The sequence below is a fragment of the Salinarchaeum chitinilyticum genome, from assembly GCF_055390775.1.
The window spans coordinates 1,088,393-1,103,242 of record NZ_AP043888.1; the positions used below are offsets into that span (position 1 = coordinate 1,088,393).

The following is a 14,850-nucleotide window of genomic DNA, read 5'->3' on the forward strand; positions in this document are numbered from 1 at the left end:
CAGCAGGTCGCCGCGGCATGGTACCTTAAGGTGTGGAGCGTACGGCTGGCTGGACTGCGAGGAATGGCGGCACCAGCACGGACGACGGCCGCTCAGAACAGCATCCCCGCCCCGAGGAACCCGCCGAGGAAGACGAGCGTGCCGGTCGCGGTCGCGAGCCCGACGCGGTAGCCCGTGAGCGGCCGATCCAACCCGTGGTCGATGCCGGTCGCGAGCGTGGTCAGTACGACCGCCAGCAACAGCACGTAGGTGCCGACGGCCAACCCCAGCCCCGCGGTCGGCATCGTCCCGATCGCGTCCGTCTCGCCGCCGAAGTCGGCCATGCCGTCGGCGAGCGCGACGGTCGCGCCGGCCACGAGCGGTCCGAAGATCGCCGCCGTGTTCCGCAGCGTGCCGGTCAGCCGCGCCAGCGAGTGGCGGGCCTCGCGCTCGACGGACTGGAGGTCCTCGAGGTGGCCAGCCATCGCGACGATCGCCTGTCCGGCGGGCTGCCCCTCCTGGGTCGCGAGCGTGAGCAGCTGTGCGGTCGAGTGGACCCGGCGACTCGGCACGGTCGCGAGCGCGCCGTGGTCGCCCCGAAGCGCCTCGTCGGGGCCCACGCCGAGGACGCGACTGCGCCGTGCGGCGTCGGCCAGCACGTCGCCGGTCGCGTCGGGGAGTTCGTCCGCCGCGAGCTCCATCGCCCGCTCAACGGCGTAGCCGTCGTCGACCCGGCGGCCGAGGAGATAGAGCGCGTCCGGTAGCCCATCCTCGATGGCTTTGATCTCCTCGCGAACGACGACGATCGGCCGGTAGTGGACGACGAGCGCGACCCCGGCGCCGAGGCCGAGCAGCGCGATCGGCGCCGCCCAGCGACCGATCAGCACGTCGGCCGCCAGCGCCCCCGAACAGCCAGCGGTGGTGCCGGCGAGCGGTGCGGGCCACCACCGATCCGGAACGTCGGGATGGGACCGGTCGAGGTCGGGCGCCGGAAAGGCGACGGGCCGGCGGACGAGCAGCCAGCCGGCTGCGACGAGCAAGACCCCGGGCAGCGCGAGGTCGTAGATGACGACAACGACCGGGAGCGTCACCGGCACCCCAGCGGCCCGCGCGCCGGGCAACACCGCCACGAGTGCGAGCGGAAGCAAGACGCCGAACGCGTAGAGTCCCGTGATCGGGCCGCCCATGTTCGTGACGAAGGACTGGAGCCGGGCGTGGGTCCCCTCGAGGACGGCCTCCAGCGAGCGCTCGAGGGCGCGCTCGCGTCGTGCCGCGCCTGCAGAGCCGGCGGCAGCGAGCAGGTGACTCGCGCGAGCGAGCGCGGGAAACCACTCGCGCCACTCCGCGGCGAACCCGTCGAGCCCCGTCCCAGCGGCACCCGCTGTCGCTCGCACGTGGCGCCGGAGGCTTGCCGCGAGCGGGCCATCGCCGGAGTCCGCCGCGAACGCGACTGCCGCCTCCGTCGCCGGATCGACGCGCATCCGGAGGATCGCGCGGCCGATCAGGTCCGGTGCCGCGCCGAGCGCCCGGGAACGCCCGAGTGCAGCGACGGCGACCGGTCCACGGTGGACGGCGTGAACCACGCCCAGCGCCAGCCCGATCGCGAGCACGAGGACCAGCGGGCGATACGTCGCCGGCGCGAGGACCGCCAGCGGGACGCAGGCCAGCCCGACCACGCCCCCGGCGCCGTAGCCCGCGCGGACGAACTCCGCCGGTGGAACGTCGACCTCGAGAAATGCCAGCGCCCGGGACAGCTCGTCGCTGGCCGCCACGTCGACCGGGTAGAGCCGTGCGAGTTCGGTGATCGCACTGCTCAACACGGTCGATCACCGCGACGCGCGTAGGCAGTCGTGACGGCGTCGGGCGCCGTCGTCCCGCGATCGGCGAGTGAGCCGAGGAAGGTTCCGCGGTCGTCGATACGGTCGCGGAGGGCAGCGTAGGACTCGCCCGGGCGCGTGAGCCCCTGGAGCAGCCGGCTGTTGCCACGCTCGATCCGGCCCGTCGGGGCCAGGCGGGCCGCGGCGGCCGCGTTCTCGTCGCCGCCGCTGCCGTCACCGCTCGCCTCGAGCGCGAACAGCGGCGCGAACCGGACGCCGTCCTCGCCCGCGATCACCTCCTCGATCGCGGCGACCCGACGCGCCCGCTCCCCCTCGGCAGTGCGATACTGCTCGCAGGTGACCACGAAGTCCGTCGCACCGAAGGAGGATTCGGGCACGCCGATGTCACCGACGACGCGCTCGCGGACGTCCTCGCCGCCGTCGCCGTGGATCGTCCCGAGGACGGTCTCGCCGCTGGCGCCGACGCGCATCGCCTCGTAGAGCACCGCAGCCTCCTCGCCGCGGACTTCGCCGAGGACGATCGCGCTCTCGCCCAGCCGGAGGGCAGTTCGCAGCGCCTCGGTCGGCGTCACGCCGGGGCCGTCCTCCAGCGTGGTGTGCAGCGGCTGGACGTCCCGCCCGCGATCCTGATAGGTCGCGACCGGCAGCTCCGGCGTGTCTTCGATGACGATCGAACGGGTCGTCGCCGGTAGCTCCCAGATCACGGCACCGAGCGCGGTCGTCTTGCCGGCCCCACGGGTCCCGGCAAAGAGCCCGGCGGCGCTTCGACGGACCGCGATCGAGAGCAGCCCCGCTGCCGCGGGCGGCAGGGTGCCGTTGGCCACGAGCGCCGGGAGCGTGAACGCCGTCTCGCCGCCCGAGCGGAAGGCGAAGGCGTGGCCCTCGGTGGCCGGATCGAGCACGCCCGCGACGCGGACCGTCTGGTCGGCGATGGTCGCGGTCGCGTCGAGCGTCGGGCTCGCCCGGGAGAAGGAGCGGCCGCTCCGGCGCCGTAACGTCGAGGCGATCGCGCCGACGCCGTCCTCGCCGAGGCGGACGTTCGTCCGGAGCTGCTCGCCGCCGGCGACGACCCACAGCGGCGTTCCCGCAGCGGGTGCGCTGGCGTACACGTCGGAGACCGCCGGATCGGCGAAGCAGTCCTCGAGGATTCCGAAGCCACGCGTGTGTTTCCGGAGGACTGCTGCGAGCGTGCGGACGTCGCCGTCGCCGATAGTGGCCGGCGAACCGCCGTCCGTTCGGTCGGCTTCGGCGCTGTCGCCGGATCCGCCGGGATCCCCGCCGTCGCCGTCGTCCAGAACCGCCCGGACCGCCGTCACCGGCGCCGGCTCGTCCCTGCGTTCGGCGAGTTCGTCGTAGGCGTCCGCGAGGACCGCGAGCGCCGCAGGATCGAGTGCCGTCTCGACGGGATCGAGGTGGTACCGTGGGGCGCCCTCGCCGGGTGCGTCGTAGATCCGTGCAGTGGCACCGGTGGAGAGCTCTCTGGCGGTCCGCAGTCTGGCGTCGGCTGGAATCGACGTCTCAAGGCGCGCGTCGGCGACGGTCGGCGCGATCGCGGGCTGGAACGGCTCGGCGGGGGCACCCGATGCCGCGTCGAGGAGCCCCACGTCGTCTGCGATCTCCGAGATCGGCGGCGCTCTCGCGGCGGCATCGTCCGCGGTGGCCAGGGGCTCCGTCCGCGCTCGGTCGGCGATGGTCGGGTCGGCGTCGCGAGCGAGCGCGGCGAAGCGCCCGGCGGCGGACAGTAGATCGACGGCGTCCGCGCCGTAGTAGCGATCTTCGCCCGCCGAGCGGACGCGAAGGCGCTCGACGTCGCAGGTGGGGAGCTGCTCGGCGACGAAGGCGCGACAGTCCGGCGCACTCTCGAGCGCGCCGTCGCAGTCGGTCGCGTCGACGGCGAGCGTCTGGCCGGCTGTCTCGGCGGTGCACTCACAGGCGTGGCCGTCGTCGGTCCCCAGAACGCGATCCAGTAGCGCGTGCATGGACGCCGATCGCCGCGTCATGGGTCTTGAACCTCGGCACCGGCGCTGCCACCGAGTGCACCGTCCCGGACCCGCTCCAGCCGGGCCACGACGACGCGACGATCGCCCCCGATCTCGACCAGTGCGAGGACGAGCTCGTGCGTGCCAGGCTCACGGAGGACGAGCGGTTCGCCGTCCAGCGTGTGGACGGGAACGGTGCCGAAGCGCACGGTTTCGTCCCTGCCCTCGACCCGGAACGCGTAGCGACGGTCCGACCCGGAGATCGCGAACCGTTCGACCCCCGCGGCGCCGATGTCTGCCGCCGGAATCCGGACCGCGACCGTCCGGCGCGCGCCGACGGTGCCCGGCACGGCCTCCTCCGATTCGGCGAGCGCTGTCGCGGCCGCGTCGAGGTTCCGGACGCCCGAACGGAGCTGTTCTTCGCTGCGGTCCGCCCCGGCGTGCTCGACGGCCGGCATCGAGGCCGCGAGGAGTGCGATCGCGAGCAGGACCGTGACGACGACGCGGATCACAGCATCGAGCGCAGCCGGTCCAGCAGCGTCTCGCTGTTCGAGTCCGTCCAGCGCTGGTCGGCGCCGGTGGCGTCGCCGTTCGACCGGGGCGACCGGTCGCTGGCGGTCGACGATCGCTGGCCGTCCTCGTTCCCGTCTGCTTGCGCGTCCGCCGCTGGATCACCCCAGCCCGAAACGGCCGGGCCGTCGCCGGCCTGGGCCCGGGTGCGTTCCGTCTGAGCGGCAGCGGTCGCTCCGGAGCGTCCGGGACCGGCAGCGGGGCGTCGGTTCGACGACGCTCGTTCGATCGAATCGTTCGTGCGAGGCTCGTCGGTCGCTGGCGCCGACGAGGAGCGCCGGTCGGCCGCCGAATCGGTTCCTGCAGGGCGATGCTGGTCCACCGCACCAGCCGATGCAGTACCGAACGGCTCGACGCCGCCGTCGGGGGCCGACCGTTTTCGGGACGGCCTGGCGTTGGCCGTGCCGCCGTCTGCGGGGTCTGGCTCGGCCTCGAACGTTACTGGCTCGGCGTCGCCGTCATCGCAGGTGCACCGGTGAGTGTCGGCCCGGTCGGTCGGGTGCTCTCGGCCGACTGTGCGCTCGCGACCGTCCGCTGGCGCCCGGTCGGGGGCGAACTCGAACCGGGGCTGGTCGCCGGACGATTCACTCGCAGGCGACTGCGTTGCCTCGTCGGTCGCCATCGGCCCGTCGGTGGCGATCCGATCCCCGAGCGCGTCGACGTCGGATCGGAGGTCGTCGAGTGCGGCGGCTTGCTCGGCCAGGCGATCGTCGAAATCCGCTGTCTGCTGGCGGTCTGCAGTGAGCCGCTTGTCGATCGCTGTCGTGCTGGCCTCGATCTCGTCGGTGCGGGCTGCCAGCCCGTCGACGCGCTGGTCGACAGCGTCGATCGACTCCTGCAGCCCGTCGGCGGTCGCGAGCGCCGCGTCGGTGCGGGCCTCGAGCGCCTCGTCGACCCGCTCGATCTCGCCGACGTACCCCTCCACCGCCTCGACGGCCGCTTCGAGGTCAGCCAGCCGCTCCGCAAACGATTCTACGCGCTCGGTCGTCTCGGGATCGGCACCGTCCGCGTCGGCGTCGGGGTAGGCAGCGTCGAGCCGGCGTTCGACGGCGTCGAGTCGCTCCGCGAGGTCGTCCTGGGACATGCACTGGCGTCGCCGCGGAATCGGTCATAAAGGTGTGGAGCGGCCGGTCGAAGACGGTCGATGGGCGTGGAGCGCCAGCGCTCGTCCGGCGATCCGGTCGCGATCGCCGGCTCGTCGCCGGGGACGTGGAGAAACGCGTGCTCGCGAGCGTCCCCGTCCTGCGCTTCCACGCGCTCACTCGCCAGGGGAAGCTCGTGTCGGCACGACACCAGCGCCGAGAATCCTGAGCCGAGCGGTGAACCGGCATCGTTTATGCCGTCTGGTCCAACGGGCCGCCCGTGCGGGATGGCTGGCTCTACGCGTGGGGACTCGGCTCCGTCGCCTTCGGTGGCGCCTCACTGCTGATCCCCCTCTACGCCGTCGGACTGGGCGCCTCACCGGTAGACCTGGGCATCCTGGCATCGACGGCAGCGGTGATCGGCGCGCCGGGTGCGATCCTGTTTGGCCGGCTGGCGAACGACGTCGGCCACCGGAGACTGCTGGTGGTCGTGACGTTGGTGACCGTCGGACTCGCGCTCGCCGTCGTCCCGCTGCTGACGAGTGTCGCTACGGTCATCGTCGCCAACGCAGCGCTCTGGCTGGTCTCGGCGTCGGTCGCACCGGTGCTGACCATGCTCGTCGTCGACGGCGCGCCGGAGGGAACGTGGACCGAGCGGATCGGCCGTCTCAACACGTACCAGGGGTACGGATGGGCGGGTGGGCTCGTGCTGGGAACGGTCTGGCCGCTCGTGGGTGGTCAGATCTTCGACCCGACGGAGGCCACGCGGACGCTGTTCTGGGTACTGGCGCTCTGTGCCGGGGCGAGCGCAGTCGGTGCCGCACGGACCCTTCCCCGCCCCGCCCCCGGAGCGGGCGTGACTGACGGGCGTGACGCCCGCCGGATCGCCCGCATCCTCGCACGGTCACGACGGGGCGTCAAGGGAGCCACCTTCGCGTTCTCGCCGAACCGACTGTTCTGGACGACTCGGCAGCTTCGTCCGCGCCGGATCGCCGCGCGCCTCACTCCGACGCTCGCGATCTACCTCGTCGCGGCGGGACTGTTCTTCACTGGATTCGCTGCCTTCTGGGCACCGCTTCCGCTGTTTCTCACGGAGACCGGGTTCGGCTCGGGACAGGTGTTTGCGCTGTATCTCGTCTCCAGTCTGGGGTCGGCAGTGCTCTACGACTGGGCGGGAACGCTCGCCACGCGCTACGACGTCCGGGTGCTCCAATCGGCCGCGCTCGGCGGTCGCGGGGTGCTCTTCCCACTGGTGGCGCTCGTTCCGGTGATCGGAGCCGTCCCACTGGAGCTGGGTACTGCCGGCGTCGCCCTCGTTCTCATCGGCGCGACGTGGGCCGTCATCGCCGTCGTCGGGACGGTCATCGTCACCCGGCTGGCCCCGGCGAGCATCCGCGGTGAGATCCTCGGCGTCCACACGGCCCTGGGGGCGATCGCCGGCGGCGTCGGCGGCGTCCTGGGCGGGTGGGCTGCCACGTTCGGGTACGCGGTCGCGTTCGCGGTCGCCGGCGGACTGGTCGTACTCGGTGGCGTGCTGGTCCTCACGCTCCGGGGGATCACTGGAGCGACGAGGTCGCCGTCCACCGGAGACGCCCTCGACCGCGACCGGTGAGTGGTGGACGCCAGCGACGAATACGGCTCGCAAGGACCGTTCAGCAGTGGACGAATCACGGAACGACCGCCGCCGAATCCGGCCCGCCTCACGACCGGCGCACGCATCTCGCCGCTGGCACCCCGGAACTTTTGCCGATCGGAGGCCCCAGTCACCCTATGCAACCCGGAGACGTCGCACGCGTCGAGATCGGGGAGTGCGAGTCGATCCACTACGTCGACACGGGGATGTACGACGTCGCGAGCTACGGCTCGGTCTACGTCCTCGACGGCCACCGACCGGCGGTCGTGGACACGGGCCTGGGCGCCGACTACGACGCCGTCCAGGGAGCCCTCGACGCCGTCGGCATCGGCGAGGAGGACCTCGAGGTGATCGCGCTCACGCACGTCCACCTCGACCACGCCGGTGGCGCGGGCAAGCTCGTGCGTGACTACCCGAACGCGACGGTGTACGTCCACGAGATCGGCGCGACCCACCTCGTCGATCCGTCGCGACTGATCGAGGGGACCAAGCAGGCCGTCGGCGACCAGTGGCGCCACTACGACGATCCCGTGCCGATCCCCGACGAGCGGATCGTCGAACTCGAGGACGGCGACGCGATCGACCTCGGCGACCGGCAGCTGATCGCTCACCACGCCCCGGGCCACGCGCCACACCAGGTGGTCTTCCACTCCGTTGCGGACGACGCGGTGTTCACCGCGGACGCGGCGGGCATCTACGTGCCCCAGCGAGACGCGGTCGAGCCGACCTCGCCGCCGCCGAACTTCGACCCCGAGCAGGCGATCGACGACCTCGAAACGATCCGGTCGCTGGAGCCGTCGGTGCTGTGTTATGCACACTTCGGGCCCGCGCGGACGGCCGATCGACTCGACGAGTACGAGACCGTGCTCTCCGAGTGGGTCGACACGGTTGCGGCCACGCGCGAGGAGCTCGGCGGGCCGGACGCCGACGAGGCGGAAGTCGTCGAGCGGTTCGTCGCGGCGATCGACACCGGCGACGTCTGGAGCGAGGAGAAGGCGGCCGCCGAGACCCGGATGAACGTCCGGGGCGTGCTGACCGCGCTGGATCGGTCGGCGTAGTTCACTGCGCTACTGCTGCCGCGGAGACGGGCGAGACAGACCGATCACTCGATCTCCGGGGGCGCCTCCTTCCCGATCCAGAGCTCGTGGCTCTCGATGTCCTCGAGCGTCGCGACCTGGCCGCCGACGGTGATCGTCTCGCCGGACTCGGACTCGATGGTCAGCCCGGCGACCTCCTCGGTGTGCTCGAACGTGATCTCGATGACGCGGCCGCGGACGACGCGGGGCTCGCCGGTGAGCACGTCGCGCCCCCTGACGGTCGCGTAGAGCGGCCCTTCGACGGTCTGGAGGTCCTTCACGCACCGCCGGATCGAGGCGTAGGTCCGTGGGAAGGAGCGGTCGGTGCCGGCGCTGACCAGCTCGTCGCTGGTCGTCCAGAGGACGGTGCCGTAGAACCCCGAGAGCAGGAAGCCGAGCGCCGAGCGGTTGAAGATCACGCCGTAGCGCTCGCTGTCGTCGCGAATCGCGTCCTGGGTGGCGTAGACGGAGTACTCGCCGTCGGCGACCGCGATGACGGGCGTGGTGATGCCGCGGCGACTCCGAGCGCTCGTACAGATCCGGGTGTAGTCGTAGTCGTCGGGATCGGGCGCCTCGTTGCCTGGCGTGACGATGAGATCGACGCTGACGCCGTGGTCGACGGCGCGCCCGAGCTGGGTCTCGAAGCGCTCGAGCAGCGCCGGGGTCAGGGAGAGGGAGAGTTCGTACTCCGCGGACTCGATGACGTCCTCGACGTACCGGAGGATCGTCGCTCGCGAGCGGACCAGCGAGACGGCCTCGGTCTCGCGGGTCGGGGCGGTGTAGCGGGCTTCGAGCTCGGCGATCATCTCCTCGAGGGAGCTCTCCAGCTCCTCGAAGGCCTCGTCGGGATCGATCGCGACGACCTTCATCGGACGGGACTCGCGGAGTTCGACGAGCCCGCGGTCGCTGAGACTGCGCACCGTGTCGTAGACCCGTGGCTGGGGGATGTCGGTTCGTTCGGAGATCTCGCTGGCGGTCAGCTCGCCGTGTTCGAGTACGGCGAGGTAGGCGTCCGTCCCGTACTCGCCGAGATTGAAGCGCTCCCCTACCCGTTCGAGCGTCGCACGGAGGTCGTCTGAGGCCATGGCGGTTGTACGGCGTTCTCGCTACCCGTACGTATTTATTGCGGAACGAGTACAACACCGTTCCGTAAGGCCGTTCATTTTCCGTGGAGCGGCTGCCGCGGCAGCGAGCGCCCACGCAGGCAGTGCACCCCCGGCGCCTACATGTACATTCGATCGTCGGGGAGGTCGTTCTCGGCGGCGTCCTCCAGTCTGGCAGCCAGCTCCCCGTAGTACTGTCCGACCTGCTCGGCGAACGTCTCGAGCGGTCCGGTGTCGACGTCGAGGTCGTAGACGTCGACGAGCCCCTCGAGCAGCCGGATCGCCGCTTCGGCGTCGGGGGCCTGCGGGTGGACCGGCGTCACGAGCACGCCCACCGCGAGGTCGGAGTCGATGCCCCGCTCGAGCAGTGCCGCGTTCACGCCGTCGAGATACCCGTTGCCCATCGGCGGGAGATCGGTCCCGGCGAGCCGGCGCTCCCGGAAGTCCTCCGTCGCGATCCAGAACGTCCGGTGGTCGTCCGGCCCGTGGGGCACGGGCACGCCGGAGACCACGCAGAGCTCGTCCACCGCCGACGCGTCGATCCAGGAGAGCAACGACTCGCCCATCTGCTCGGCCGCCCACGCGGGCACGAACTGCTCGGAGACCAGCGTCGTCACCGGCACGGCCTCGTCGGCGTGCAACCGCGTCGGATGGCGCGGCGATCCCTCCGTGAACGGCGTGATCGAGGGGAGCCCGTCGGTGCTGACGTGCCCGACGGCGTCCATCTCGAGCTGGTCGGCGAGGTAGTCCACCGCCGTGAGTCCGGCGAGCCCGAACTCGGAGAAGCCGGCCACGACCGGCTCGGTGATCGGCCGGTCTTCGTGAACCGCGACCGTGGGCTCCTGGCGCTGCTGTCTGGCCATGGGGCACTATTTGCTCGGTAGCGCCTTCAACGTCGGGACGAGTTTCAGAGGGGACCGATCCGATCCCGGAACCGCCAACACCGTCAAGTTCCTCGCTCCCGTGCCTGTGTCTGATGGACGTTCGCGTACGCGGACCGGCGTCCCCCGGCCCGTTCCTGTCGGCGCGGGACCTCCTCGAGACCGAACACGACCTCGACCGGCCCGTCGAGGTCAGGGTCCGGGAGAGCCCCGACGAGCGCACCTGGACCGCCCACGACGAGGATCACCATGTGCTCAACATTTCGCGCCAGGCCGCGACGAGCGCGATGGCACGCCCGCTCGCGCTCCACGAGTACGCGCACATGGTTCGCAACGAGGAGGGCCACGTCTCACACACGCAATCGACGGACGAGGCGCTCTTTCTCGCCCTCTCGGGCCACTCCGTCGAGCGCCGGAAGGTCGCCCACTGCTACCAGATCGCCAACCACATGAAGGACATCTACGCCGACGACGTGACCCTCGCCGTCGGGCCGCCGGACCGGCTGGTCGCCTTCCTCGAGTCCAAGCTCGCCGCGGGCGTCGTGGACCGCCCGGATCCCCCTCGGGCCGGCGCCCGGCCCACCGGCAGCGGCGCCGACCCCGAACTCACGGCCGTCAACGCGGCCTTCGGGCTCGCGATCGTCGAGCGCCACGACCTCGTCGACCCCGACCACCGGCTCTACGATCTCGCGCACGCGGCGGCGAAGGACGCGCCCGGCGTCGCGCTGGATCAGTTCAAACGCCACTTCCGGGAGCTCACGCCGGACCCCGAGGCACGCGAGTACCGGCAGCGGCTCGTCGACGTGACCCGGGAGTACGCGACGGGCGGTGCGCAGGCGGCGGACTGACGGAGCGCCGGAGCGACGCTCGTTCTCGGCGTCCGCCGAGGGGCCCGAACTGAGAATTCACCAGCCGTGCGCAGCCCCTCGAACCGCCGGCAGCGCTCCCACGAACGGTACGCTGGCCACAAATATTAACCGCCGTCCGGCCGGCATCCAAGTGGAGGAGCAGTACCGCCGCCGGCGAACCGCGCCGGATCGACGCCGTTCAGACGGCCGCTGGTGACGCCTCACCGGGGACGCACGGACTGCGCCGCGACGAGCCGACCCAGCCCGACCGTTCGCGCCCGTCATCGGTTGCAGTCCCTCGATTTTCGTTCGATTACTCCAGGGTTAATTCAGTACCAGAACGTACCAACACCTGCATATTGGCAACAAAAATTAAATGTATGGGCCGATACCAAAGTAGTGTAATGGTACGGAACGTATACGACGACCGGATCGACGGTGTACTGCAACGCGTGTTCGGTGCGGACGACGGGCCGGTGTACGTCGTCGACGCGCCAGCGAGCGTCGTCGAGGCGGTCGTTGACGCGCTGTCGTCGAGCGAGACGGTGCCGGAGATCCGGCTCCTCGCCGTCGAAGACGCGTTCAAGACGGTCTTCGAGGACTTCCTCGTCGCGAGCGAGGCGGCCGATCACGTCGCCTCCGGCCGGCTCGCCCTCCACGTCGCCGCGGACCCCGGTGCGAACCCGACGATCGTGGCGAACGACTGCGTGACGTCGCTGGTCGACGCCGGAACCCGCGTCGGCGGTCTCCGTTCGGAGGAGGCCGATCTCGTCGACGCTGCGCGCACCGACGTCCAGGAGCGCTGGGAGCGCGCCGACGAGTACTCGCTCCGGACGCCGCCGATGTCCACGGTCCGCGAGGAGCTCGAGGGCGACCTCGGCGCTCCCGTGCAGGACGACTTCTCGGGGATGCTGGACTCCCTCGAGACCGCCCGCGGTAACGACGACGACCTCGACGAGGTCACCGTCAGCCTGCTCGCCGCCGCCAAGAACGAGGCGCTGCTCTACGACATCAGCCGGTGGGGCGAGGACACCGGCGTCGCGAGCAAAGCGACCTTCTCCCGGACGAAGTCCACGCTCGAGGACGCCGGACTCATCGAGACGGAGAAGGTCCCGATCGAGGTGGGCCGCCCGCGACTCCGGCTGACCCTCGCCGACGAGCGCCTCCGCGACGCCGAGCCCGACCAGATCGCCGCCGCGGCGCAGACCGTCCTGAACTGACGGCGTCGATCGCTCCACGGCGGAGTCGCCGTTTTTTCCGCGACCGGACGTCGAGCGACGGCGTCGACGATCTGCGTCACAGAGGCGCTGGAACTGACGGTCGTCGGCGGACGTCCTCCGGCACTCGGATCCCGATTCCGGTAGCCTGGCGGACAGCAGTGGCGATCCGGGCGCCACAGTTCGCGCCCGTATCCGGAACGGCCACTGACAAGACCTAAGTCGGCGCCACCGGAAGCGACGCGCATGGAGACGACGAGCACGGACAGGAGCGTCGGCCTGGGGATCTTCTTCGTCCTCCTCGCCATCGTGGGCGCTGGAGCGATGCTCGGCGCGGAGGCCTCGACGAACCTCGCGGCGGCCGGCTTCGCCGGCGCGGTCGCGGCGGGCTGCCTCGCGGTCGTCGCGATCCACGCCCACGCCGAGTAGCGCCGTCGACCGCGCAGTGCCGGTGGCGATGCAGTACCGGTGGCCGCGCAGTGCCGGTGGCAGCGCAGTACCGGCGGCCGCTCAGCCGCTCGGTCATCGGCCCCGTTCGATCACGACCGGGGAGCTGCCGGCCCGGAGAACCCCACCACGGCCGTTCGTCGGTCACCGCGGAAGGAAGCGTTAAGCCGTTGCCGCTGCAAACTACCCAACGATGGCACAGTTTACGGAAGCCGAGCGGCGCATCGTCGCCTACCTCCAAGACAGCGCCGCCCGCGGCGAGCGGTACTTCCGTTCTCGGAACATCGCCGAGGCGCTCGGTCTCTCGTCGAAGGAAGTCGGCGTTCGCCTCCCCGAGCTCGACGAGAAGACAGAGGATATCGACATCGAGAAGTGGGGTCGTGCGCGCTCGACCACCTGGAAGGTCACGCCAAGATAACCGCAACCGCGGCCGCTTGCTACGGTCCGTTCAGCGTCCCTCAGTCACGTCGTCAGCGACGAGACGCATCGCTCGCACCAGCAGGAGGGGAGCCCCAGCACGTACCCACGTCGCGACTTTCTATCGGATACTCCCATACTGAATCAGTACATCATCCCCCATTATACATTGCTTTCTGAAGGAAAATTATATGCCGCTGTGGGAGCACGTGTCCTGTAGATGGCGGAGCCCCATCGCGTACTCGGCGTGCAGCCCGACGCCGACGAGGCGGCCGTCCGCTCGGCGTACCGGGAGCTGCTGATGGAACACCACCCCGACCAGGGCGGCTCCACCGAGCGGTTCCTCGAGATCAAGAACGCCTACGAGCGCGTCGTCGAGGGCGGCTCGGTCACCGACCCGCTCTCCGACGGCGGCGAGGCAGTCACCGCGACGCGACAGCGCGTGGAAGTCTCCGGCGAGACGGTCCGGGGCGAGGACGGGCTCGAACTCGTCGCGACGGCCGACGGGCTCGTCGTTCGGCTCACCGCGCTGACGGATCGGCTCGCGACGGAGGAGCTGCTCCCGAGCCACGTCGATCCCGGGCGCCGCGTCGGCGCGTCCTTTCGCGTGACCAACGAGACGGGGCGGCCGGTGACCTGGAAGGCCCGCCGCGTCCGGTTCGTCGGCTCCCAGGGCGAGCGCTACCTGCCGTCGGTGTACCGACCCAAGCAGCGCCGGCTCCCCGACCGCTGGCGCGGCGACGACGTCGAACTCGATCCCGGCGAGACCGCGCGATCCTTCCTGCTGAGCCGGGAACTACCCGAGGACGTCGCCGTCGACGCGGTCGTCTACGACCAGCAGTCCTCCGTGGGGCCGGCACGACGTGTGGAGTTCGACCTCGACTACGACGCGCGGACCGCACTCGATCGGACGCCGTTCCAGTAGCGCAGCCGATCTCCTCGATTCCGCTCGCGAAGACTACGCCAGCTCGAAGCGCAGCCGCTCGACGTCGCCGCCTTTGCTCTCCCGGCCGGTCAGCTCGAAGCTTCCGCACTCGCCCGTGTTCTCGACGTGCGTTCCGGCACAGGCCGTCCGGTCGAACCCGTCGATCTCGACGATCCGGAGTTCCGTGATCGAATCGGGCAGGAGTTCGATCCGCGTTCGCTCGGGATCGAGTCGCTCCTCGGCGACGGCCCGATCGAGTTCGTACCACTCGACGGCACGTTCGTCGGCGATCAGCTCGTTAACCCGGTCCTCGATCGTCGCGAGGTCGTCCTCCGAGAAGCGGTCTCGCGCGCAGTCGATCCGGGCACCGTCGGCGTACACCTGGTTGCCCTCCGTCGCGGCGTCGAACTCGTCGATCAGTACCCGCGAGAGAAGGTGCTGGGCGGTGTGGTGGCGCATGTGGCCGAGGCGCCGGGCCCAGTCGAGTTCGATCTCGACCGTGGCGCCCTCGTCGGGAATTTCGAGCGCGCCCTCGGCGTCTGTGGCCCCCGCTTCGGCCGCCGCATCGGCGTCGCCGGCCGGTTCGAGATGGTGATAGATCGTGTCCTGCTTCTGCACGTCGGTGATCAGCCAGCGCTGGGACGACGGAACCGAGCCGCCGTCCTCCTCGGCCGGCTCGTTCGGTTCGAGCACCGTCAGCGTCCCTCGGTCGGCGGGCTGGCCACCGCCCTCGGGGTAGCAGATCGTACGGTCCAGCACCACCCTGTCGTCCAGGCTGCGCTCGACGGTGGCCTCGATCGTTCGTCGGTAGGGATCCGCGAGGTACGGGGTCGCCGTCATGGCAGTCGCTGGGGC

General features: G+C 70.9%; 14 protein-coding genes. 7 read left to right on the plus strand and 7 right to left on the minus strand.

Going from position 1 to position 14,850, the window contains the following annotated elements; translation table 11 throughout:
• Positions 1-92: 92 nt before the first annotated feature.
• From ACZ5KP_RS05440 to ACZ5KP_RS05455, 4 genes are read right to left on the minus strand one after another with little or no spacing between them, the layout of a single operon-like run.
• Positions 93-1,799, minus strand: coding sequence for a hypothetical protein (locus ACZ5KP_RS05440; protein WP_460920720.1), 1,707 nt, complete (start codon positions 1,797-1,799; stop codon positions 93-95).
• The gene (locus ACZ5KP_RS05445; protein WP_460920722.1) at positions 1,793-3,817 is read right to left on the minus strand and encodes an ATPase, T2SS/T4P/T4SS family; all 2,025 of its coding nucleotides are present in this window, start codon (positions 3,815-3,817) and stop codon (positions 1,793-1,795) included. The genes ACZ5KP_RS05440 and ACZ5KP_RS05445 overlap by 7 nt, the downstream gene beginning before the upstream one ends.
• A complete protein-coding gene (locus ACZ5KP_RS05450) occupies positions 3,814-4,308 on the minus strand; it encodes a DUF7311 family protein (protein WP_460920724.1) in 495 nt (164 codons plus the stop codon). Before ACZ5KP_RS05450 ends, ACZ5KP_RS05445 begins: the two co-directional genes overlap by 4 nt.
• Positions 4,305-5,450 carry a DUF7310 family coiled-coil domain-containing protein gene (locus ACZ5KP_RS05455; RefSeq protein ID WP_460920726.1) on the minus strand — a complete coding sequence of 382 codons (1,146 nt, stop codon included), beginning with the start codon at positions 5,448-5,450 and terminating at the stop codon, positions 4,305-4,307. Before ACZ5KP_RS05455 ends, ACZ5KP_RS05450 begins: the two co-directional genes overlap by 4 nt.
• 278 nt (positions 5,451-5,728) lie before the next feature.
• Here ACZ5KP_RS05455 and ACZ5KP_RS05460 point away from each other — a divergent pair, with 278 nt between their 5' ends.
• Positions 5,729-7,060 carry an MFS transporter gene (locus ACZ5KP_RS05460; RefSeq protein ID WP_460920728.1) on the plus strand — a complete coding sequence of 444 codons (1,332 nt, stop codon included), beginning with the start codon at positions 5,729-5,731 and terminating at the stop codon, positions 7,058-7,060.
• A 158-nt stretch (positions 7,061-7,218) separates the two neighbouring features.
• A complete protein-coding gene (locus ACZ5KP_RS05465; RefSeq protein ID WP_460920729.1) occupies positions 7,219-8,139 on the plus strand; it encodes an MBL fold metallo-hydrolase in 921 nt (306 codons plus the stop codon).
• Positions 8,140-8,183: 44 nt separating this feature from the next.
• Here ACZ5KP_RS05465 and trmB read toward each other — a convergent pair whose 3' ends face one another.
• Positions 8,184-9,242 (minus strand): HTH-type sugar sensing transcriptional regulator TrmB, encoded by a 1,059-nt coding sequence (gene trmB, locus ACZ5KP_RS05470; RefSeq protein ID WP_460920731.1) that lies wholly within the window; start codon positions 9,240-9,242, stop codon positions 8,184-8,186.
• A gap of 137 nt (positions 9,243-9,379) precedes the next feature.
• Positions 9,380-10,123, minus strand: a complete 744-nt coding sequence (locus tag ACZ5KP_RS05475) for a proteasome assembly chaperone family protein (protein WP_460920733.1) — start codon at positions 10,121-10,123, stop codon at positions 9,380-9,382.
• Between the two features lie 113 nt (positions 10,124-10,236).
• Between ACZ5KP_RS05475 and ACZ5KP_RS05480 the strand changes: the two genes are divergently transcribed.
• The 5 genes from ACZ5KP_RS05480 to ACZ5KP_RS05500 all read left to right on the plus strand — a co-directional run bounded on the left by ACZ5KP_RS05480 (position 10,237) and on the right by ACZ5KP_RS05500 (position 13,995).
• Positions 10,237-10,989, plus strand: a complete 753-nt coding sequence (locus ACZ5KP_RS05480) for a DUF5781 family protein (RefSeq protein ID WP_460920735.1) — start codon at positions 10,237-10,239, stop codon at positions 10,987-10,989.
• Positions 10,990-11,393: 404 nt separating this feature from the next.
• A complete protein-coding gene (gene tbsP / locus ACZ5KP_RS05485) occupies positions 11,394-12,209 on the plus strand; it encodes a transcriptional regulator TbsP (RefSeq protein ID WP_460920737.1) in 816 nt (271 codons plus the stop codon).
• 243 nt (positions 12,210-12,452) lie between these two features.
• Positions 12,453-12,635 (plus strand): DUF7525 family protein, encoded by a 183-nt coding sequence (locus ACZ5KP_RS05490; RefSeq protein WP_460920739.1) that lies wholly within the window; start codon positions 12,453-12,455, stop codon positions 12,633-12,635.
• 211 nt (positions 12,636-12,846) lie between these two features.
• Positions 12,847-13,071, plus strand: a complete 225-nt coding sequence (locus tag ACZ5KP_RS05495) for a DUF7123 family protein (RefSeq protein ID WP_460920741.1) — start codon at positions 12,847-12,849, stop codon at positions 13,069-13,071.
• Between the two features lie 219 nt (positions 13,072-13,290).
• Positions 13,291-13,995, plus strand: a complete 705-nt coding sequence (locus ACZ5KP_RS05500; RefSeq protein ID WP_460920743.1) for a J domain-containing protein — start codon at positions 13,291-13,293, stop codon at positions 13,993-13,995.
• Positions 13,996-14,028: 33 nt separating this feature from the next.
• On the opposite strand, the gene ACZ5KP_RS05505 is transcribed toward ACZ5KP_RS05500, so the two are convergent.
• Positions 14,029-14,835 (minus strand): alanyl-tRNA editing protein, encoded by an 807-nt coding sequence (locus ACZ5KP_RS05505; RefSeq protein WP_460920745.1) that lies wholly within the window; start codon positions 14,833-14,835, stop codon positions 14,029-14,031.
• Between the last annotated feature and the right edge of the window lie 15 nt (positions 14,836-14,850).

What these genes read in the sequence shown, in the direction of transcription:
- ACZ5KP_RS05445 (WP_460920722.1), bottom strand. Translation starts at nt 3,817, where the DNA reads ATGACGCGGCGATCGGCGTCCATGCACGCGCTACTGGATCGCGTTCTG.
- ACZ5KP_RS05455 (WP_460920726.1), bottom strand. Translation starts at nt 5,450, where the DNA reads ATGTCCCAGGACGACCTCGCGGAGCGACTCGACGCCGTCGAACGCCGG.
- ACZ5KP_RS05465 (WP_460920729.1), top strand. Translation starts at nt 7,219, where the DNA reads ATGCAACCCGGAGACGTCGCACGCGTCGAGATCGGGGAGTGCGAGTCG.
- trmB (WP_460920731.1), bottom strand. Translation starts at nt 9,242, where the DNA reads ATGGCCTCAGACGACCTCCGTGCGACGCTCGAACGGGTAGGGGAGCGC.
- ACZ5KP_RS05475 (WP_460920733.1), bottom strand. Translation starts at nt 10,123, where the DNA reads ATGGCCAGACAGCAGCGCCAGGAGCCCACGGTCGCGGTTCACGAAGAC.
- ACZ5KP_RS05480 (WP_460920735.1), top strand. Translation starts at nt 10,237, where the DNA reads ATGGACGTTCGCGTACGCGGACCGGCGTCCCCCGGCCCGTTCCTGTCG.
- tbsP (WP_460920737.1), top strand. Translation starts at nt 11,394, where the DNA reads ATGGTACGGAACGTATACGACGACCGGATCGACGGTGTACTGCAACGC.
- ACZ5KP_RS05490 (WP_460920739.1), top strand. Translation starts at nt 12,453, where the DNA reads ATGGAGACGACGAGCACGGACAGGAGCGTCGGCCTGGGGATCTTCTTC.
- ACZ5KP_RS05495 (WP_460920741.1), top strand. Translation starts at nt 12,847, where the DNA reads ATGGCACAGTTTACGGAAGCCGAGCGGCGCATCGTCGCCTACCTCCAA.
- ACZ5KP_RS05500 (WP_460920743.1), top strand. Translation starts at nt 13,291, where the DNA reads ATGGCGGAGCCCCATCGCGTACTCGGCGTGCAGCCCGACGCCGACGAG.
- ACZ5KP_RS05505 (WP_460920745.1), bottom strand. Translation starts at nt 14,835, where the DNA reads ATGACGGCGACCCCGTACCTCGCGGATCCCTACCGACGAACGATCGAG.